The organism is Chiayiivirga flava (assembly GCF_014202825.1).
GTDB lineage: Bacteria > Pseudomonadota > Gammaproteobacteria > Xanthomonadales > Xanthomonadaceae > Chiayiivirga > Chiayiivirga flava.
This window is the reverse complement of record NZ_JACHHP010000006.1, coordinates 124392-145197: the sequence shown is the minus strand read 5'-3', so window position 1 is coordinate 145197 and position 20806 is coordinate 124392. Positions and strand designations below refer to the sequence as shown.

The window sequence follows — 20806 nt, the reverse complement described above, 5'->3', positions numbered from 1 at the left end:
GTCCGTTCGGGAAAGATTCAGGAGAATCGCGCAGGCCAAACCGAAATTGCAAGACCTGCGGTGACTCATTTCGCCGTATGTGTGTCAACCCCCTGTCGTTGGGGAACTTTTATTGCGGATTCATGTGGCGACCGTGTCGAACATTGACCCTGTGCGGGGGGCAATTGCGACAAACCGACGAAATCGGGCGCCAGTGGTCGCGCTGCGTCACCCCGACCCGGGCGCTTCGGTCTGCATTTCGCACGAACGCGGGGCCATTGGATGACCCTCGATGCGCCGTCCCGCCCCGCAGCTCGGCGCGCGACGACATCTCCTCGCAAGAATCTGGTGCTACCCTCGCGATGGCTGTCTCGTCATGTCTCCACCGGGGGTTTCACCTATGTTCCGCCGCTTTCCGGCACGGCTCGCCGTGCTCGCTCTGGTCGCGCTGTGCGCGGCCTTCGCCCAGCCTGCCTTCGCGCAGAAGATCTTCATCAACGAGTTCTACCGCGCAGGCAATCTCAACAACACCGACGAATGGATCGAGGTCGTCCTGACCGAGTCCATGACCGCGGCGCAGCTCGAAGGCTTCTACGTCGGCGACTCCACCGGCACGCGTGCCGCCAAGTTTTCCGGCTACCGCTTCACGAACATGGGCGCGATCGCCGCGAACTTCCCGGCGGGCACGGTCATCGTCGTCACCGGCAGCGGCGGACCGGCCCAGGATCTGAGCTACGACCCGGGTGCGGGCGACTGGAACCTCGTGCTGCCCACGCCCGGCTCGAACATCACCGGCAACGGCAGCGCCGGAGACCTCGCCGGCACCGACGTCGCCTATGTCGACACCAACGGCACCAACGGCGACGTGTCGATGTCGGCCGACGGCTTCGCCGTCACCTGGACCAGCCCCGCCTCGGGCGCCTTCGCGCTGCTGGCCGACGTCGCGATCGGCGCGCCGGGCAACAACACCGGCGCCGTGCTGGCAAGCGATCTTGCCGGCGCCACCACCGCCGCCAACTGGACGCTGAGCGTGGCACTGGCGTCGATGACGCCCGGCCAGCCCAACGGCGGCGCCAATACCACCTACATCGACAGCCTGCGTGGCCCGGCGCCCGCCGCGCCGATCGTCAGCCTCGCGGCCGGTCCGTCCGTGGCCGAGGGCAATCCCCCGACGGCCAATACGCTGACTTTCGAAGTCAACGTGTCGCCCGCGCCCACGGCCGGCAACCCGGTCGAATTCGATGTCTCCGTCAGCGGCGACAACACCCGTTTCAGCTATGCGGGACCGGCGTCGATCGTGGTCACGGATGCGACGCCGCTGCCGGTCGAGATCGAGGTGTCGACCGTGCCGAACCTGGCGGCCGACGGCGACAGCGTCGTCACGCTGACGCTCGCGAACTTCACCGGCACCGACGCCGCGCAGGACGATCCGATCGACACCGACGGCACCATCACCGACGACGATCTGGCCTTCGACGCCATCCACACCATCCAGGGCAGTGGCCAGCTCTCGCCGCGCGACGGCGATGTGGTGACCACGCGCGGCGTCGTCACCGGCGTGCGCAGCAACGCGTTCTACATCCAGACGCCCGACGCCGACATCGATGCCGATCCGGCGACGTCCGAAGGCCTGTACGTCTACGTCGGCGTGCCGGCCAACATGCCGCCCGGCCTGGCCGTGGGCGACCTGGTGTTCGTGCAGGGCACCGTCGACGAATTCGTTCCGCCGGCCGATCCCAACCAGCTGCCGGTCACCGAACTGGTCGCACCGATCACGGTGACGCCGATCGACACCGCGCAGCCGCTGCCGACGCCGATCGCGATCGTGCCGGATCCGGCCGGCGCGCTCGACCAGCTCGAACGCTTCGAATTCATGCGCGTGAGCGTGCCCGACTACACCGTCACCGCGCCCACGTCCGCGTCGGCCGACGAATCCTTCGGCGTGGTCACCGGCACCGAGCGGCCGTTCCGCGAGCCGGGCGTCGACGCGCACGACTGCGGCGCCAACCTGCCGCCCGAAGCCCCGGCCAACGTGCCGTGCTGGGACACCAATCCCGAGCTGCTGCGCCTGAAGACCAACCTGCTGACCGGCGGCGCGGCGATCCCGCTGCGCTCGGGCACCCAGCTGCTGAACGTGGTCGGCGTGCTCGACTACGCGTTCCGCCGCTACACGATCCTCACGCGCAACGCCGAGCCGTTCACCGTGGTGCCCGGCACCGGCGCCTCCGGCACGCCCGCCGCGATGCCGACCGCCACCGAGCTCACCATCGGCGGCTTCAACGTCGAGAACCTCGCCGGTCCGTCCGGCACCACGTACGAGCGCAAGGCCAACAAGATCGCCACCACCGTGGTCGACTACATGCACCTGCCCGACATCCTGGGCTTCATCGAGGTGGCCGACCTTGCCACGCTCGAAGACGTGGCCGACCGCATCGGTGCCCTCGCCGCCGCCAACGATCCGGACTACAGCGCGCAGCTGCTGGCAACGTCGGGTTCCCAGCGTCTGGGCTTCCTGATCAAGAACCGCGAAGTCGCGCCGGGCGTGCCGCGCGTGGAAGTGCTCGACATCGACGAATACGGCGCCGACCTGCACGTGATCTGCCCGGACGGCGTGAGCGAGACGATCGGTCTGCTCAACGACCGCGCACCGCTGGTCATGGACGTTGTCGTCAACGCACCGAACGGCGCGTCGTACCCGATGTTCGTGATCAACAACCACCTCAAGTCGCTGATCGGCACCGATTCCACCGACGATGCCGGCGCCGAATACGCCTGCTTCAACGATCCGGACAATCCGGGCGGCGGCGAAGGCCGGCGCAACCGCGCCAAGCGCCAGCAGAACGCCGAGTACCTCACCCTGCTCGTCGACAATTTGCAGACCGCGAACCCGGGCAAGCCGATCGTGCTGGTGGGCGACTTCAACGCGTTCCAGTTCAACGACGGCTACGCCGACCTGATGAACACGATCAACGGCACGCCGACGCCGGACGACGAAACCGTGGTGCCCGACGACGGCCTGGACCTGGTCGATCCTGACCTGGTCAATCTGACCGAGCTGGTCGACGACGAGGAACGTTACAGCTACGTCTTCGAAGGCAACGCACAGGTGCTCGACCACATCCTCGCCAACCAGGCCGTGATCGACACCACGCTCGATTTCCGCCGCGAAACCCCGCGCGTGAATTCGGACTTCACCACCGTGGACGCGACCGACACCGGCGTGCCGTTCGCCAACTCCGACCACGATCCGGCGCTGGGCTTCTTCGACGTGGTGGTGTTCCACACCGCCGACCTCGTGGTGAGCCTGGATGCCGACCTTGCCGATGCAAGCGTGGGCGACGTGGTGACCTACGAGTACGCCGTGCAGAACAACGGCGGCGACGCGGCGATCGCGCCGGTGGTGACGCTGTCGCTGCCTGCGGGCACCGGTTTCGTGTCGCTTGTCAACGGCCCTGCATGGTCGTGCGTCACGCCCGCCGTCGGTACCAGCGGCGATGTCACCTGCCAGACGCCGTCGCTCGCGAACGGGGCCGACGCCGAATTCACCGTGGCCGCGGAACTGCTGCCGGCTGCGGCCGGCACCACCGTCACGGCCACGGCCACGGCCACGGCCGACAGCACCGACCCCGTCGCGCCGAACACGGCGAGCTTCGACACGATCGTCGAAGCGATCAACGTTCCGCCGGCGTTCGATCCGGACGTGTACGCGTTTACGGTGGACGCGGGCGCGACACCCGGAACCGAGATCGGCGGCGTCTCCGCCACCGATGCGGACGGCGACACGCTCGCCTACGCGATCACGGCCGGCAACACGGGCAACTCCTTCGCCATCGACGCGACCGGCACCATCACGGTCGCGGATTCCGCGCTGCTGACCGAAGGCGCGAGCTTCACGCTGACGGTGACCGCCACCGATCCGGACGGCGCCTTCGACGAAGCCACCGTCGACATCGACGTGCCCGCTGCGCCGGCCGAACCGATCTTCGATCCGGACAGCTACAGCTTCGAGATCGACGAGGACGCGACCAACGGCACGGTGGTCGGCCAGGTGTCGGCCACGCATGCGGACGGCGACACGCTGGACTACGCGATCGACGCCGGCAACACCGGCAACGTGTTCGCGATCGATCCTGCCACCGGCGTCATCACGGTCGCGGACGCGTCGCAGCTCGTTGCAGGCAGCTACAGTCTGGAGGTCAGCGCCACCGACGACAGCGGCGACACCGCGACCGCGCCGGTCGAGGTGATCGTCAACGACGTGCCGCCGGCAGGCACGGCCATCTTCGCGGACGGCTTCGAGGACTGAGTCCGATCGCCCGCGTAACCCGCGTCACGGAAGACCCCGCTTCGGCGGGGTCTTTCGTTTCTGCGGGAGGGCGATGCTTGCGGCCGGCGCGGCGTTCGCGTCAGCCGGCGCGTCCGCTCGCGTGACGCAGGAAAAAGCGCCGCAACGGCGCCACCCGGTCGACCAGGGCGAGCGAGGGTCCGCGCAGCAGCGTCGGCACCACGGCGTCGCTGCCGAACAGGCGTTCCAGCGCATCGAAGGTGTACGCGGCGAGCGTGTTCGCGCTGCGGCGCGAACGCTCGTAGCGGCGCAGCAGCGTCGGCGCGCCGAGCGGCCTGCCTGCGTCCCGTGCGCCGCGCAGCAGGGCGACGAGTTCCGCCGCATCGGCGAGGCCGAGGTTGACGCCCTGCCCGGCGAGCGGATGCACCACGTGCGCGGCATCGCCGACCAGCACCACGCGCCCCTGCACGTAGCGTTCCGCCAGCCGCAGGCGCAGCGGGAAGGCCGCGCGCGGCGAGGCCGTGCGCAGGGCGCCGAGGCGCCCGTCGAAGGCGCGCGTGACGGCGTCGCCGAACGCGGCGTCGTCGAGGGCCAGCACGCGTTCGGCCTCCGCCGTGGGCAAGGTCCAGACGATGGACGCGAGTCCGTCGGCGAACGGCAGCAGCGCGAGCGGACCGCCGGGCTGGAACCGTTGCCAGGCGGTGTCCGCATGCGGCCGCTCGCTCCGTACGAAACCCACCACGCCGCGCTGCGCGTAGTCGCGCTCCGCGACCTCGATGCCGCTCGCCGCGCGCACCGGAGAGTCGGCGCCGTCCGCCGCCACCAGCAGCTGCGCGCGCAGGCGGCTGCCGTCGTCCAGTTCGACCGCGACGCCATCCTCGTCCTCGAGCACGGCCGCAACACGCGCCGGGCAGCGGAACTCAGCGTTCGGCTCGTGCTGCAGCGCCTGCCACAGCACGTGCTGCAGCAAGCCCTGTTCGACGATGTGCCCGAGCGACGTGCCGCCGGCATCGGACGCACGGAAATGCAGCTCGCCCGCGGCCCCGGCATCCCACACGCGCATCTCGCGGTAGGGCTGCGCGCGCGCCGCGACAATCCGCGGCCACAGCCCGAGCGCCGCGAACAGGTCGGCCGAGGCCGGCGCGATGGCATAGACGCGCAGGTCCGGCGGCGCGGCCGCGGTCCACGGCGCGGCCTCGCGCGCCTCGACCACGGTCACGCGCAGGCCGGCGCGCGCGAGCCCGAGCGCCGTGGCGGCGCCGACCACACCCGCGCCCGCCACCACGATGTCCGGCCCGCGGCGCGTCACGGCGACACCGCCAGCGCCGGCACGTCGCCGCGGAACCCCATCGCACCGGCGACGAAGCCGGCATCGAGGCCGGGCACGCGATCGAGCGCGAGCAGGCCGAGCGAGCGCAGCGCCCGCAGCGGCGTGAAACTGTTCGAGAACACGCGCGCGAGCCCGTCGCTGAATGCGGCGGTGGCCTCGCGATCGACGCTGCGCCGCACGGCGTGGCGTTGCAATGCCTCGGGCGCGCCCGGATCACCGCCCGTCGCCACGATCTCCGCCAGCGTCAGCGCATCGCGCAGGCCCAGGTTGAAGCCTTGCGCGCCGATCGGATGCAGCGTCTGCGCCGCGTTGCCGACCAGCACCGCACGCGGCGCGATCAGGCGCTGCGCCTGCACCCGCCGCAGCGGATAGGCGCTGCGCCGACCCACGCGCAACAGGCGGCCGAGGCGCCAGCCGAAGCGCTGCTGCACCAGATCGAGATAGGCCGCATCGTCGAGCGCGGCGACGGCGTCGGCCTTCGCGCGCGCCACCGTGCAGACGCTGCCCAGGCGCGTGCCGCCGAGCGGCAGCATGGCCACCGGGCCGTCGGGCGTGAAGCGTTCGTAGGCGGTGCGCGCGGCATCGCGTTCGGCCTGCATCACGCTGACGAACAGGGTCTGCGCGTAATCGTGGATGTCCGCCTCGATGCCGAGCGCGCCGCGCAGCGTCGATGCGGTGCCGTCGGCCGCCACCAGCAGGCGGGCACGCAGCGTGCGCGTGCCGCCGTCGGGCCCGGCGAGCCGCGCATGCACGGCCTCGGGCTGTGTGTCGATACCGTCGACCCGCGCCGGCCGCAGCCGGGTCAGGTGCCGCAGTTCGCCCAGCCGCGCCTCCAGCGCCACGCCCAGCTCGCGCGCGATCACCACCTGGCCGAACGCGGCCAGTCCGCGTTCGCGCGCATCGAGCCGCAGCGCGCCGAAATCGCCCCGGCTGCTGACGTGGATGCGCTCGATCGGGGCCGGCGCCGACGGCAGGTGGCGCAGCACGCCGAGCGCGGTCAGCGCGTTGACGCTGGCTGCGGCGAGCGCGAGGTTGCGTTCGTCGAAACTCGGGGGTTGCGGCGCGGCGGCGGGCGCGGCTTCGACCAGCGTCGTCGCCAGGCCGCTCGCGTCGAGCGCACACGCAAGGCTGGCGCCGACCAGGCCGCCGCCGACGATCAGGACATCGCAGGAGTTATTCATCGCCACGCATGATACCTGCACCCGGCACGCCGCCTCGCACCCCGCCACGGCTGCGATTACACTACGCGGCGCACCGCCTTCCGGAGTCACCCCATGTCGTTTTCCGCCGGCCAGCGTTTCGCGATCTTCGGCGCCGTCGCGCTGGTGCTCGCCGTCACGCGCCTCAACGTCATCGAAACCACGTTCCATTTCTCGTCGATCCCGGACGCGTCGTGGGCGATGTTCTTCGTCGGCGGGTTCTATCTGCGTGGCGCCTCGCGCTGGGCCTTTCCGCTGCTGATGGCGCTGGCGGTGATCGTGGACTACATCGTGATCAGCAACGCCGGACTGGATTTCTGGACGCACTACTGCGTGACGCCGGCGTACTGGTTCCTCGCGCCGTCGTACTTCGCGCTGTGGTACGGCGGCATGCTGCTGCGCCGCCACCAGAACGGCCTGACGCTGCGCACGCTCGGCCTGCTCGCGGCGACGCTGCTGGTCGCCTTCAGTGTCTGCTTCGTCGTGTCCAACGGCAGCTTCTACTGGCTCAGCGACGTGGTGTCGACGGCGACGTTCGCCGGCTGGATGAAGAACCTCGGCGACTGGTACCTGCCGTTCCTGCGCGTGACCGTGGCCTATGTCGCCATCGTCGCGGTGCTGCATGCGGTGGGCGTGGGAGTCACGCGCGCGCTCGGTGCGCCGGCGCGCGACACGCGCGCCTGACGGCAACACGGCGCACTGCGTGGGCAATCGCCTGTCGAAGATCTACACCCGCACCGGCGACGACGGCAGCACCGGGCTGGGCGACGGCGCACGCGTGGGCAAGGATTCGCTGCGCGTCACCGCCTACGGCACCGTGGACGAGGCCAACTCGTGCATCGGCGTGGTGCTGGCGCAGGCGCTGCCGGACGACATCCGCGCGGATCTGGTCTCGATCCAGCACCAGCTGTTCGACCTCGGCGGCGAACTCTGCATTCCGGGCCACGCCGCCATCGCGCAGGCCGACATCGAACGCCTCGAAGCCACGCTCGACCGCTACAACGATCCGCTCCCGCCGCTGAAGGATTTCATTTTGCCCGGAGGCGGCGCGGCGGCGGCGCATTGCCACGTGGCGCGCACCGTCTGCCGCCGCGCCGAACGCGACACCGTCTCCCTGTCGCGCGAGGAAACCGTGCGGCCGGAAGCGATCCGCTACCTCAACCGCCTGTCCGATCTGCTGTTCGTGCTGGCGCGCGTGCTCGCACGCGCATCCGGGCAAGGCGAAGTGCTCTGGAAACACGCACGGCGCTGAGCCGCGGCGTCGCATCGCACACCGGAGCCGCCGCCATCCACCAGCCGCTCGAGACTCTGCGCATCTACACCCACGCGGCCTGCCTGAAGCACAGCGGCGGCATCGGCCATCCGGAATCGCCGGCACGCCTGGCGGCGGTGCTCGACGGCCTGCGCGGCGCCGGCCTGCGCGGTGTCGAATGGTGCGAGGCGCCCCCGGCCACGCGCGCCCAGTTGCGTCTGGCGCACGCCGAATCCCTGCTCGAACGGGTGCTCGACACGCCGATCCACGGCAGCCTGCAGATCGACGCCGACACCGCGATGAACGAAGACTCGCCGGAAGCCGCGCAACGCGCAGCCGGTGGCGTGTGCGCGGCCATCGACGCGGTGCTGCACGGCGACTGCACCCGCGCGTTCTGCGCCGTGCGCCCGCCCGGCCACCACGCCACCGCCGACACCGCGATGGGCTTCTGCCTGTTCAATTCGATCGCCGTCGGCGCGGCGCATGCGATCGCCAGGCACGGCCTGCAGCGTGTGGCCATCGTCGATTTCGACGTGCACCACGGCAACGGCACGCAGGACATCTTCGAACACGACGGCCGCGTGCTGTACCTCTCCACGCACCAGCGCAACATCTATCCCGGCACCGGGCTGCCGTGGGAACGGGGCGTGGGCAACGTGCTGAACGTGGCGCTGCCCGAAGGCAGCGGCGGCGATGCGTTCCGCGCCGCCTACACCCACACCCTGCTGCCGGAACTCGATGCCTTCCGCCCGCAGCTGCTGCTGATCTCGGCCGGGTTCGACGCGCACCGCCTCGATCCGCTCGCCGGGCTCAACCTCGACGCCGACGACTACGCCTGGGTCACGCGCGAACTGGTCGCGCTGGCGCAGCGCCACGCACGCGGGCGCGTGGTGTCCGCGCTCGAAGGCGGCTACAGCCTGACCGCGCTGCGCGACTGCTCGCTCGCGCACGTGCGCGCCCTGCTTGACTGACGCCACCGCAAACGATGCCGAACGCGCGGGCGCACGCCTGGCGTGGGCGCGCGCGGCCACCGGCGACGCGCGCCTGCGGCTCGACCGCGCCTCGTCCGATGCCGGCTTCCGCAGCTACTGGCGCGGCTGTCGCGGCGGCGATGCGGACGACACGGTCATCGTCATGGATTCGCCGCCGGCGCTGGAAGACGTGCGCCCGTGGCTCGAAAAACACGCGCTGCTCGCAGGCGGCGGGGTGCGCGTGCCGCGCGTGGGCGCCCACGATGCCGACGCCGGGTTCGTCCTGCTCGAAGACCTCGGCCGTTCGACCTACTTCGACCATCTCGAGCCGCAGAACGCCGAGGAGCTGTTCGGACGCTGCATCGATCAGCTCGTGCGGCTGCAGCGCATCGACTCGCTCGCCGGCGTGCGCCGCTACGACGCTGCGCTCTACGACCGCGACCGCCGCCTGTTCGACGACTGGTTCCTCGGCCGCCATCTCGGCCTCGCGGCCGACTGCGGCGTGCTCGAGCGCATGGAGCTCGTGCAGCGTCGGCTGATCGAGTCGGCAACGGCGCAGGCGCACGTGCTGGTGCATCGCGACTACATCCCGCGCAATCTGATGCCGGCCGACGACGGCCCGGCGGTGCTCGATTTCCAGGACGCGGTGGTCGGTCCGATCGCCTACGATCCGGTCAGCCTGCTGCGCGACGCGTTCATGAGCTGGCCCGAGGACGGGGTGCGCGTCACGCTGCTGCGCTACCGGGACGCCGCGCGCGCCGCCGGTCTGCCGGTCCCGGACGAGCGCCGGTTCCTGCGCGACTGCGACTGGATCGGCGTGCAGCGGCATCTCAAGATCCTCGGCATCTTCGCGCGCCTGCACTACCGCGACGGAAAATCGAAATACCTGGCCGATGCGCCGCGCTTCGTGCGCTACGTTCTCGACGTGGCGTCGCGCTACCGCGAACTGGCGCCGCTGCGCGAGGTGTTCGAAACGTACGTCACGCCACGCGTGCCGCCGCTGTGAAGGCGCTGGTGCTGGCCGCCGGCAAGGGCGAACGCCTGCGTCCGCTGACCCTGCACACGCCCAAGCCGCTGCTGGAAGTGCGCGGCCGGCGGCTGATCGAACACCATCTGGAAAAACTCGCCGCCTGCGGCGTGCGCGACGTGGTCGTCAACACCAGCTGGCTTGCCGAACAGTTCGCGCCGACGCTCGGCGACGGTTCGCGCTGGAACCTGCGCATCGTGTATTCGTTCGAAGGCGCGGAGCCGCTGGAGACCGGCGGCGGCATCCTCAACGCGCTGCCGCTGCTCGGCGATGCGCCGTTCCTGCTGGTCAACGGCGACGTCTACACCGACATCGACTTCGCCACGCTGCCGCCCGCACCCGAGGGCGTCGCGCATCTGGTGATGATCGACAATCCCGCGCACAACCCGGCCGGGGATTTCGTGCTGCGCGACGACGGCCTGCTCGACGGCGATGCGACGCACCCGCGCCTCACGTACTCGGGCGTCGGCGTGTTCGATCCTGCCCTGTTCGCGCGCTGGCGCGATACCCTCGGCCCGATGCCGCATCCGGGCTGCGTGCCGCGCTTCCGCCTCGCACCGCTGCTGCGCGCGGCGATGCGCAGCGGCCGGGTGCGCGGCGAACAGTTCCGTGGTGCGTGGACCGATGTCGGCACGCCCGAACGCCTCGAGGCACTGCGCCGCTCGCTCTGAACGCCGCGGCGGGCGTGCATTTCGCCACGCCGTCCGTCGCCGTCCCGCGCACGCCTGCGACCTGCACGGGACAAATGCCGTCGCCCGCCTACAATCGGTGCGACCGCCGTGGGCCGACCTGCGTCGTGTCCACCATTCCGAGGGATGTCGACCCATGCCATCGAAGTTGTTTCTCCTGCTGTGCCTGGCGCTCGCGAGCCTGCCCGCACGTGCGCTGCCCGAGTGGACGCCGGCGCCGGGAACGCCGCAGAAATCGACCCTGCCGGCGCATCTCCAGGCCCTGGCCGAGCTGCCGCCCGGCAGCGTGCTGACCCTGCAGCGCGGCGCCGACAAACACGCCGGGCAATGGCGCATCGCGCTGCCCGACGGGCGCATGCACGCCGTCGTCGATGCGCGCGAAACCCTCCACCCCGACGGCGACATCACGGTCAGCGGCACGCTGGCCGGCGCCGGGGCGCTGGCGCCGGTGGTGTTCACGTTCGGAGCGCAGGCGGGCTTCGGCCTCGTGCGGGCACCGCAGGGCGAATTCCGCTTCGAGCGCTGGGGCGATCGTGCCTGGCTGATCGATACCGACGCCGCCGGACTCGAACATGCCGACAACGACGACGACGCGGTCGCGTTGTCGCAGGCCGCATCGCGCGCGCGCGTCGCAACCGCCGACGCGGCCAAGGCCGCCGCGACCTCGCTCGACGTGCTGTTCGTCTACACCGAAGGCTTTGCCGCACGCTATCCCGGCAGCGCGGCCGCGACGCGCCTCAACCATCTGGTGGCGATCGCCAACCAGGTCTTCGCCAACAGCCACGCCGATCTCGCGCTGCGCGCGGTGGGCATGGACCGGATCGGGTACACCGATCGCAACGACAACGGTCTTGCGCTCGAACACCTGCGCGATGCCGGTGCAGGCCTCGGCGTGGTCGGCATGGAAACGGTCGCGGCGCGGCGCGCGGCCACCGGCGCGGACCTGGTCACCCTGATCCGTCCGCACGATGTCGAAATCCGCGGCAGCTGCGGCATCGCGTTCCTGTTCACCGGCCAAGCCAGCGAAGGCTTCAACGTGCTCAGCGACGGATTCGATTCGTGGTCGCTGTGCGACGACCAGGTGTTCGCGCACGAGGTCGGGCACAACCTCGGCGCCGAACACCAGAACGGCGCCAATTCGCCCAACGCCGGATTCGGCACCGCCTTCATCGTGCCCGGGCGGTTCAATACGGTGATGAGTTCGTTCGGCTCCGGCACGCCGGACCGGCGCCTGGGGCTGCTGCAGTTTTCCAATCCGGATCTGCGGTGCGGCGGTCTCGCCTGCGGCGTGCCGAACGTGTCGGACAACGCACGCCGACTGCGCGACACCAAGGCGGCCGCCGCCGCATTCGGCGCCGCAACGGTGGCGGGCGAGGCGATCGCCCCCGCGCCGCTGGATCCGGACAGCGACGGCGACGGCGCGCGCGACAGCGAGGACGCGTTTCCGTTCGATGCCGGCGCGCAGCGCGACGGCGACGGCGACGGTGTGGCCGACAACCGCGATGCCTTCCCCACCAACGCCGCCGAATCGTCCGACCTCGACGGCGACGGCATCGGCGACAACGCCGATCCGGACCGCGACGGCGATGGCGTGGCCAATGCCCAGGACGCACTGCCCGACGACGCCACCGGCAGCACCGATGCCGACGGCGACCGCGTTGCCGACGCGGTCGATGCGTTCCCGGCAAACCGCGGCGAAGCGCGCGACACGGACGCCGATGGCGTGGGCGACAATGCCGATCCGGACAGCGACGGCGACGGCATCGCCGATGTCGCGGACGCGCAGTCCCTGGCCGACGTCGACCTGCTCGTCGCGAGCGGCGACCGCGTCCTGCGCCTGGACGGCGGCAGCGGGCTGTACGGCGGCGTCGAGATCGTCGAGACACACGTGCCGCAGGCGTTGGGGCCACGCGCCGGACTTGCCTGGGACGCCTCGCGCAAGCGCATCGATGCGCTCGTCGCGGGCGACGTGCGACGCTACGAGCGCGCAGGCCGCACGCGCGAAGCGATCCTGGTGGAGTCGTACCGTGGCGGTCCGCTGCCCGGTCTGCCGTCGGGTCTTGCCTCGGGCTTCGCGGTCGGCGACGACGGCATGGTCTATGTCGGCGATTCGTCGATCCTGACCCTGCACCGCTTCGATGCGGTGACCGGCGTCGAACGTCCCGGCGGCGTGTTCGGCGACACGCCGCTGTTCGACGACGTGCCGCGCGCGCTCGCCGTCGCGCCCGATGGACACCTGTGGGCGCTGTCGCGCGACGGACGCCTGCGCGAGATCGATGCCGCCACCGGCGCGCTGCTCGCCACGGTGCAGCCACGCCAGGCGGGCGGACTCATCACGAATCCGTCGGCGATGGTGGTGGCGCCGGACGGCGCGCTGCTCATCGCCGAACAGGCGCGCGATCGCATCGTGCGCTACGTGCCGGGGCAGCTCGCGGTTGCGAGCGTGTTCGTCGCCGCGGGCAGCGGCGGACTCCACGGCCCGGCGGGCCTCGCGTTCGGTCCGGACGGCCACCTGTACGTGTCGAGCACCGGCAGCGACGCGATCCTGCGCTACGACGGTGTCACCGGCGCCTTCATCGATGTCTTCAGCCGCACGCCGCCCGGCGCGATGCCGGCACCGCAGGCCATCGCGTTTGCGCCGAAGGTGCTGGACCGTTTTCCGCTCGATGCGACGCGGCGCTACCGCCCGATTGCGGGCGGCTGGAGCAACGTCGAGCGCGCCGGCCACGGCATCGACCTTCAGACCATCGGCAGCGATCTGGCGATGACCTGGTACACGTACACGACAAACGGCACGCCGATCTGGTATCTCGCCGTGGGCCCGTTGCGCAACGGCGTGTTCGATGCGCCGCTGCTGCAGACCGCTTGGGACGGCACCGCGGCAACGGCGACACCGGTCGGCCGTGCACGCCTGGTCTTTGCCGCGGAGAACCGTGCGACGTTCGACTACACCGTCGGCGCGGTCAGCGGCAGCGAACCGATGCAGCCAGTGGCCGCAGGGACCAGCAGCGAAACGCAGTTCCCGACGGCTGCGTGGTTCGCGCCGGGCCAGTCCGGCTGGGGCCTGACGGTCGCGCGCCAGGGCGAGATCGCTTACGCCGTCGCATTCGTCTACGACCTCGACGGCGTGCCCACCTGGGCCATCGGCGGCGGCGCGGGCGATGCCGATCCACTGCAGTTCTCGATGACGCTTCCGAGCGGGCCGTGCCCCGGCTGCGATGTGGTGGACGTACCGCCGCCACCAAGCCTTCCCGCGCCGATCACGCTGGGCGCGCTGGCGTTCGACGTCGACGGCACGGGCGAGGCGACGATCGACCTGGCGCTGTTGCACGACACACTGGACTGGCATGCCGACGCGCTGCCGATGGTCCGCGCCACGGACAGCCCGACCGCACCGGACGGCACGCCCGCGGGCCGCTGAGTCGCGCCGGGGCGCGCTTGGCAGCCTGCAGTCCGACTGCGGCGGGTCTCAGAGCGCCAGCACCTCGCGCAGGAACGGCACCGTGATGCGCCGCTGCGCGGCGAGGCTGGCGCGGTCCAGGCGCTCCAGCATGTCGATCAGCGAAACGAGGTCGCGGTCGACGCGGCGCAGCAGGAAATCGAACGCGGCGTCGTCGAACGCAAGGCCGCGCCATGCCGCGCGTGCACGCAGCACGTCGCGGCGCAGTGCGTCGTCCGGCACCTCGAGCGGTAGTTGCGTGCACTGCGCCAGCCGCGACCGCAGGTCCGGCAGCACCAGCGCCAGCTGCGCGGGTGCGGCGCGCGCGGCGTAGACCAGGGCGCAACCGGACGCACGGGCGCGATTGTGGAAATCGAACAGCGCGACCTCGTCGTCGCGCTCGCCCGCCACCGCATCGACGCCGTCGAGCGCGACCAGATCGCCGCCTTCCTGCGCCGCCAGCAGGTCGCGCAGCCTGCCGCGCGCAGCCGCGAGGGCCACGTACGCGGCGCGCCGTCCCGCGCGCGCGGCGTCGTCGACGCAGGCCAGCAGCAGATGCGACTTGCCGCTCGCCTGCGGGCCGCACACGAAGGCGCCGTCGTGCGATGTGCCGCGCGCCAGCGCACGCAGCAGGCCTACGGGCACCGGGTGGCCGACGAAGGTGTCGAAAATGCGGTCGGCCGGCGCCCGCAGCGCCAGCGGCAGTTGCGGCGTGCTCACTTGCCGGCGGTGCGTCCGTGCGGATCGGGCAACGGCGAAATCGGCGCGTGCGGACGCTCGTCGGACGCGCCGTGTGCCGGCGCGGGCGCGACCGGCGGCGCCTCGCCCGTGGCCGCCGCGGTGGACAGCGCGGCGTCGGACGCATCGTCCGGCACCGCGGCCACCGCGCCGACCGCGGCGCCGTACAGCCGGCTCGTGGTGTAGCGTTCGTAGGCGTAGCGCAACACCACCATCGTCACCGCCGCCACCGGCAGCGCCAGCAGCACGCCGAAGAAGCCGAACAGCTGACCACCGGCCATGATCGCGAAGATCACCGCCACCGGATGCATGCCGATCCGGTCGCCGACCAGCAACGGCGTCAGCAGGAAGCTCTCGATGGTCTGACCGACACCGAACACCGCCAGCACCAGCACCACGTGCAGCCAGTCGCCGTGCTGCACCAGCGCCGCGATCAGCGCCGCGCCGACGCCGACGATGGCGCCAAGGTACGGAATGAAGCTCACCAGGCCCGCGATGAGGCCGATCAGCAGCGCAAGATCGATGCCCACCATCCACAGGCCCAGCGCGTAGATCGTGCCCAGCGCCAGCATCACGCTGAGCTGGCCGCGCAGGAAGCCGCCCAGCACATGGTCCGATTCGCGCGCAAGACGCGACACGGTCGGCTCGATCGGCCGCGGCAACAGCATGCGCACGCGTTCGACCAGCACGTCCCAGTCGCGCAGCAGGTAGAACGTCACCACCGGGATCAGCGCCACGTTCGCCACCCAGCCCAGCACCGCGAGACCGGACTTCGACAGGCCGCCGAGCACGGTCGCGGCGACACCGCCGGCCTGCGTCCATGAGTCCTTCAGCATGTCGAACAGCGAAGCCGGGTCCAGGTCGACGATGTCGATGCCGGTGCGCGACTCGATCCACGGCAACGCGGTGTTCTGGAACCAGTCGCGATAGCGCGGAAACTGCTCGACGAGGTAGCTGATCTGCCGCTCCAGCATCGGCACCAGCAGCAGCGCAACCCCCACCAGCGCCAGCGACATCAGCACGAAGACCACGGCCACCGCGAGGCTGCGCGACAGCTTCCAGTTCTCCAGCCGGTCCACCATCGGATCACCGAGGTAGGCCAGCAGCGCGGAAATCGCGAACGGCGTGAGCACCGGCGCCAGCAGCCACAGCAGGAAACCCAGCACCACGGTCAGCGCGAGCAGCTGCCATTTTTGGGTGTCGCTCATCGGGCACTCCGGCGGAACGCGAATCGGGTGGCGCCAGTGTAGTGCGGGCGTCGCGGATTCGGTGTGGTGGACGCATGGACAGGCCGATGCCGGCCGCGACCGCACCCCCTCCCACACCCTCCCCCGCTGCGCGGGAGAGGGAGCGATGGTGTCGCAAGACTGGAGTGCGGAGAGAGCAGTGGCACCGTAAGACTGGAGTGCGGAGAGGCAGCGGTGACACCACAAGATTGCAGTGGCGGAAAGACTGGAGTGGCGGAGAGGGAGCGATGGCACCGCAAGACTGCAGTGCGAAGACCGCAGTGCGAGGAGGGAGCGATGGCGCCGAGGTGCAGATGGATTACCGAGCGCCCGCTCTTTCCTTCTCCCGCGCAGCGGGGGAAGGTGCCCGAAGGGCGGAAGGGGGAAAACGGAGCCCGCCGCTGTCGGCCGACCGCACCATCGCCGGCCCAAGATTCACCCGCCGCTCCGGCAGACACCCGGCCCGGCACCTGCGCCGCGCAGCTACCCCGCCGACCGCCCGTCACGCAGCGCACGCATCCCCCAGCGCACGACGTAGTCGATCCCGCTCGCAAGCGTCGCCAGCGCCACCATCACCAAGCCCGCGTCGAGCACCGCGACCGGCACGCCCAGGCCCGCGCGATCGAGCAACTGCAGCAGCACGAACCCGAGCTGCAGCGCCGTGGTGACCTTGCCGAGCCAGGTCGGATCGCCGCTCACCGGCGCAACGAAGCGGTGATACGCCAGCGCGCCCGCCACGATCACGGCGTCGCGGCCCAGCACCAGCGCCAGCAGCCAGCCCGGCACCGCGCCCGCGGACCACAACGCGACGAAGCAGCCGGTCAGCAGCACCTTGTCGGCGATCGGATCGAGCAGGCTGCCGAGCGCGGTCTGCCAGCCGAAGCGCCGCGCGAGGAATCCGTCGAGCGCATCGGAGAGCGCAGCGGCCGAAGCCACGGCCAGCGCCAGCACGTGCGCGCCGCGATCGATCGCGAAAGTCAGCGGCAACACCGACGCCACCCGCAGCAAGGTGATCGCATTCGGCAGTTGCCGCAGGTTCATGGCTCCAGCTGGAACACCGCAGGCGTACCGGCGTCGCCGGGCGACAACGCACGCAGCACGCGGCCGCGTTCGAGCAGCCGGGCCAGGCCATCGACATCGGTGCCCAGATCCACCTCCAGCTCCAGCCGGTCGCCCGACACCGCCCCCGGCACCACCGCGCGCACCACCGGCAGCGCGCGCAGCGTCTGCAGCACGCGGCCGTAGTCCTCGGCGCGCTGCAGCCCCTGCACGGCAATGGCGTAGCGCCCGGCATCGCCGCCGAGGATGTCGGTGGAGTAGGTGCGCGCGAGCGCGTCCGCCGCACCGTCGCCGCCCCCGGCGAGCGCGGTCATCGCATTGGCGTCGTCGCTGCTCCAGCGCGCCAGCTCGCGGCTGCCGTCGTGCAGCAGCCAGCTCGCGCTCCAGCCGGCACCGCTGCGCTGCAGCCGGCCGATCAGCAACGGCGCGCCGCCGTAGCGCGCGGAGGCCGCGAGCAGCGTTTCGGCGTCGCCGCGTTGCACCGCCTCGGGCGTGGCCGCCAGCTGGTCCTGCTCGTCGTTCTTCGGCAGGCGCAGCGCCAGGCCGCGCTGGCCGGCACGGGCGCGCAGCGCCGCCACCGCGCTGGCCTGGGCCTCGCCCACGATGCGGGCGCCGCTGCCGTCGTCGATCGCAAGCCACAGCAGCGGCTTTTGCCGCGGCTGCGGCCACACCGTCCTGCCGGCCTGTGCCAGCAGACGCTCGACCGCGGCCGGGTCGAAACTCGCGATCAGGAACAGCTTGATCTGCGGCACGCCGGCAACGTTCACCACGTCCTGCCGGTAGCGGTAGCGCTGCATCAGCGCGGTGCCCTGCCCGCCCGCGATGCCGGCCGCACCGCGGTCGCCGCTGACCTTCACCAGCACCTGCGCGAGCGCCGCCGGCAACGCCGCGTTGCGCTGCTCGGCACTCTGGCTGTCGACCGGCACCTCGCCCTCGTACAGATTGACCTCCTGCGCCACGGCAGGCGCGGCAACGAGGCAGGCGAGCACGATCCAGCAAACGAACAACGGCAGGCGAAAACGCGGCATGGGCGGCCAATCCGGGGCGGCAATCGGCGCCCATGGTGCCGCATGCGTCGCCGACGCGTCCATGCGGCGGACCCCCGGGCCGCGCCTGCACGCTACAATTCGCCCCCCGCAGCCGAACCGGGCAGCTTCGTGACCGCCTCCACCCCTCCCCTGACCTACCGCGATGCCGGGGTCGACATCGACGCGGGCAACGCCGTGGTCGAGCGCATCAAGCCGCTGGTGCAGCGCAGTTTCCGCCCCGAGGTGATGGGTGGCCTCGGCGGCTTCGGCGCGCTGTTCGACCTGTCGAACAAATACCGCGAGCCGGTTCTGGTGTCCGGCACCGACGGCGTCGGCACCAAGCTCAAGCTCGCGCAGCAGCTCAATCGCCACGACACCATCGGCATCGACCTCGTCGGCATGTGCGTCAACGACGTGCTCGTGCAGGGCGCCGAACCGCTGTTTTTCCTCGACTACTTCGCCACCGGCAAGCTCGATGTGGAAACGACCGTGGCGGTGGTGGGTGGCATCGCGCGCGGCTGCGAACTGGCAGGCTGCGCACTCATCGGCGGCGAAACGGCCGAGATGCCGGACATGTACCCGCCCGGCGAATACGACCTCGCCGGCTTCACCGTCGGTGCGGTGGAAAAATCGAAGATCATCGACGGCAGCCGCGTGCGTGCCGGCGACGTGCTGCTCGGCATCGCGTCCAGCGGTCCGCATTCGAACGGCTATTCGCTGATCCGCCGCATCTTCGACCGCGCCGGACGCCCGGGCGATGTCGATCTCGGCGACACCACGCTGATCGACGCGCTGATGGAGCCGACGCGCCTGTACGTGAAGCCGATCCTGGCGCTGCTGGCCGCGCACGACATCCACGCGATGGCGCACATCACCGGCGGCGGTCTCACCGAAAACATCATCCGCGTCGTGCCCGCAGGCCTGGGGCTGGACATCGACACCTCGGCATGGACGCTGCCGCCGGTGTTCGACTGGCTGCAGCGCGAAGGCGCGGTGGCGCCGCACGAGATGTGGCGCACCTTCAACTGCGGCATCGGCTTCGTGCTGGTGGTGTCGCCGGAGGATGCGCCGACCGTCGGCGCGGCGTTGCTCGCGCACGGCCTGCCGCACTGGAGCATCGGCCGGGTGGTCGCGCACGCCGGCGGCGAGCGCGTGCGCATCGGTTGATGCACGCGCGCGGTCCGCATCCGCGTGCGGCGTCCGCGCTGCGCGTGGCGGTGCTCGCGTCCGGCCGCGGCAGCAACCTGCAGGCGCTCGTCGATGCGCGCGACGCCGGCGATCTGGCGATCGACATCGTCGGCGTGTTCTCCGACCGGGCCGAGGCACCCGTGCTCGAACGTGCGCGCCGCGCGGGCATTCGCGCAACGTCGCTCGCGCCGGCCGGCTTCGCCCGGCGCGCCGCCTTCGACGCCGCACTGTTCGCCGCCGTCGACCACGTTCAGCCGCATCTCATCGTCTGTGCGGGATACATGCGTCTGATTTCCTCCGCGGCCGTGCGCCGCCATCTCGGACGCATGATCAACATCCATCCTTCGCTGCTGCCGCAGTATCCCGGCCTCGACACCCACGCCCGCGCGCTCGCCGACGGCGCCACCGAACACGGTGCGAGCGTGCATTTCGTCATTCCCGCGCTCGACGCCGGCCCAGTCATCGCGCAGGCGCGCGTGCCGGTGCTGCCGGACGACGACGCCGCGGCGCTCTCGCAGCGCGTGCTGGCGCGCGAGCACGCGCTGCTGGTGCGCAGCGTGGCGCTGATCGCCGACGGACGCATCGACTGCGACGGCGGGCACGTGCGCCTGGATCGCTCGCCGCTGTCCGCCCCGCTGCAACTGGGCGCGGACGATCGCCTGCACGCGGCGCCGGCGGCATGATCGCGCGCTGCCTGCTGGCCCTCGCGGCGGCGACGGCGGGTGCGGCCGCGCACGCCGCGACGCTCACGCCCTACGTCGCGCACTACGAAGTGATGCGCAACGGAAAACCGCTCGGCACCGGCACCGTCACGCTCGAACCCGACGGCCGCGGCCACTGGCAGCTGACCAGCGTCACCGAAGGCACGCGCGGCCTCGCAAGCCTTGCCGGCGTCGAAATCCGCGAGCGGTCGGTTGTCGACGTGCGCGACGATGCCATCGAAACGCTCGACTACACCTACACCCAGTCCGCGGGGTGGAAAACGCGCAAGCGCAGCGTGCGTTTCGACCACGCGAACAAACGCATCGTCAGCCGCGACCGCGATCGCGAATTCGGCTTCGACCTGCAGGCCGGCGTGCTCGACCGCCAGGCGGTGAGCCTGGCATTGAGCCGCGACGTGGCGCGCGGCAAAACCGGCAGGCTTTCGTACACCGTGGTCGATCGCGACGAACTGGGTCCGCAGGACTTCGTCGTCGGCCCGCGCGAATCCGTCCCGACGCCGGGTGGCAACCTGGCCGCGGTGCGCGTCGACCGCGAACGCAAGGACGGCCGTGGCCGCACGACGACGAGCTGGCTCGGGATCGAGCAGGGCTTCGTGCCGGTGCGCGTGCTGCAGACCGAAGCCGACGGCGACAGTTTCGACATGCGCCTGGTGTCGATCGAGCGCTGATACGCA

At 71.1% G+C, this 20806-nt stretch carries 16 protein-coding genes; 10 read left to right on the top strand and 6 right to left on the bottom strand.

What is annotated here, in order from left to right:
- The first annotated feature begins 379 nt into the window (after positions 1 to 379).
- Positions 380 to 4285 carry a cadherin domain-containing protein gene (locus tag HNQ52_RS15035; protein WP_183962000.1) on the top strand — a complete coding sequence of 1302 codons (3906 nt, stop codon included), beginning with the start codon at positions 380 to 382 and terminating at the stop codon, positions 4283 to 4285.
- 100 nt (positions 4286 to 4385) lie between these two features.
- Here HNQ52_RS15035 and HNQ52_RS15030 read toward each other — a convergent pair whose 3' ends face one another.
- Positions 4386 to 5573 (bottom strand): FAD-dependent oxidoreductase, encoded by a 1188-nt coding sequence (locus tag HNQ52_RS15030; protein WP_183961999.1) that lies wholly within the window; start codon positions 5571 to 5573, stop codon positions 4386 to 4388.
- On the bottom strand, positions 5570 to 6775 hold the full coding sequence (gene ubiH / locus HNQ52_RS15025; RefSeq protein ID WP_183961998.1) for a 2-octaprenyl-6-methoxyphenyl hydroxylase: 1206 nt from the start codon (positions 6773 to 6775) through the stop codon (positions 5570 to 5572). Before ubiH ends, HNQ52_RS15030 begins: the two co-directional genes overlap by 4 nt.
- Positions 6776 to 6868: 93 nt before the next feature.
- Between ubiH and HNQ52_RS15020 the strand changes: the two genes are divergently transcribed.
- The 6 genes from HNQ52_RS15020 (at position 6869) to HNQ52_RS14995 (ending at position 14153) form a co-directional block, all read left to right on the top strand.
- A complete protein-coding gene (locus HNQ52_RS15020; protein ID WP_183961997.1) occupies positions 6869 to 7477 on the top strand; it encodes a hypothetical protein in 609 nt (202 codons plus the stop codon).
- Between the two features lie 19 nt (positions 7478 to 7496).
- A complete protein-coding gene (locus HNQ52_RS15015; RefSeq protein ID WP_183961996.1) occupies positions 7497 to 8045 on the top strand; it encodes a cob(I)yrinic acid a,c-diamide adenosyltransferase in 549 nt (182 codons plus the stop codon).
- Between the two features lie 56 nt (positions 8046 to 8101).
- The gene (locus HNQ52_RS15010) at positions 8102 to 9016 is read left to right on the top strand and encodes a histone deacetylase family protein (protein WP_183962077.1); all 915 of its coding nucleotides are present in this window, start codon (positions 8102 to 8104) and stop codon (positions 9014 to 9016) included.
- Positions 9009 to 10022, top strand: a complete 1014-nt coding sequence (locus HNQ52_RS15005; protein ID WP_183961995.1) for an aminoglycoside phosphotransferase family protein — start codon at positions 9009 to 9011, stop codon at positions 10020 to 10022. Before HNQ52_RS15010 ends, HNQ52_RS15005 begins: the two co-directional genes overlap by 8 nt.
- Positions 10019 to 10714 (top strand): N-acetylmuramate alpha-1-phosphate uridylyltransferase MurU, encoded by a 696-nt coding sequence (gene murU / locus HNQ52_RS15000; RefSeq protein ID WP_183961994.1) that lies wholly within the window; start codon positions 10019 to 10021, stop codon positions 10712 to 10714. Before HNQ52_RS15005 ends, murU begins: the two co-directional genes overlap by 4 nt.
- A 154-nt stretch (positions 10715 to 10868) precedes the next feature.
- Positions 10869 to 14153, top strand: a complete 3285-nt coding sequence (locus HNQ52_RS14995) for a reprolysin-like metallopeptidase (RefSeq protein ID WP_183961993.1) — start codon at positions 10869 to 10871, stop codon at positions 14151 to 14153.
- 48 nt (positions 14154 to 14201) lie between these two features.
- Here HNQ52_RS14995 and hda read toward each other — a convergent pair whose 3' ends face one another.
- From hda to HNQ52_RS14975, 4 genes are all read right to left on the bottom strand, one after another.
- Complete coding sequence (hda, locus tag HNQ52_RS14990; RefSeq protein ID WP_183961992.1) at positions 14202 to 14891, bottom strand: DnaA regulatory inactivator Hda; 690 nt, start codon at positions 14889 to 14891, stop codon at positions 14202 to 14204.
- Positions 14888 to 16141 carry an AI-2E family transporter gene (locus HNQ52_RS14985; protein ID WP_425486509.1) on the bottom strand — a complete coding sequence of 418 codons (1254 nt, stop codon included), beginning with the start codon at positions 16139 to 16141 and terminating at the stop codon, positions 14888 to 14890. Before HNQ52_RS14985 ends, hda begins: the two co-directional genes overlap by 4 nt.
- Positions 16142 to 16618: 477 nt before the next feature.
- Positions 16619 to 17176 (bottom strand): CDP-alcohol phosphatidyltransferase family protein, encoded by a 558-nt coding sequence (locus HNQ52_RS14980; protein ID WP_183961990.1) that lies wholly within the window; start codon positions 17174 to 17176, stop codon positions 16619 to 16621.
- Positions 17173 to 18222, bottom strand: a complete 1050-nt coding sequence (locus tag HNQ52_RS14975) for a DUF2066 domain-containing protein (protein WP_183961989.1) — start codon at positions 18220 to 18222, stop codon at positions 17173 to 17175. Before HNQ52_RS14975 ends, HNQ52_RS14980 begins: the two co-directional genes overlap by 4 nt.
- A gap of 150 nt (positions 18223 to 18372) precedes the next feature.
- On the opposite strand from HNQ52_RS14975, the gene purM reads away from it, so the two are divergent.
- From purM to HNQ52_RS14960, 3 genes are read left to right on the top strand one after another with little or no spacing between them, the layout of a single operon-like run.
- Entirely contained in the window at positions 18373 to 19389 is a 1017-nt protein-coding gene (purM, locus tag HNQ52_RS14970; protein WP_246387876.1) for a phosphoribosylformylglycinamidine cyclo-ligase, read from the top strand.
- Entirely contained in the window at positions 19389 to 20093 is a 705-nt protein-coding gene (gene purN / locus HNQ52_RS14965; protein WP_183961987.1) for a phosphoribosylglycinamide formyltransferase, read from the top strand. Before purM ends, purN begins: the two co-directional genes overlap by 1 nt.
- A complete protein-coding gene (locus HNQ52_RS14960; RefSeq protein ID WP_183961986.1) occupies positions 20090 to 20800 on the top strand; it encodes a DUF3108 domain-containing protein in 711 nt (236 codons plus the stop codon). Before purN ends, HNQ52_RS14960 begins: the two co-directional genes overlap by 4 nt.
- Positions 20801 to 20806: the final 6 nt, after the last annotated feature.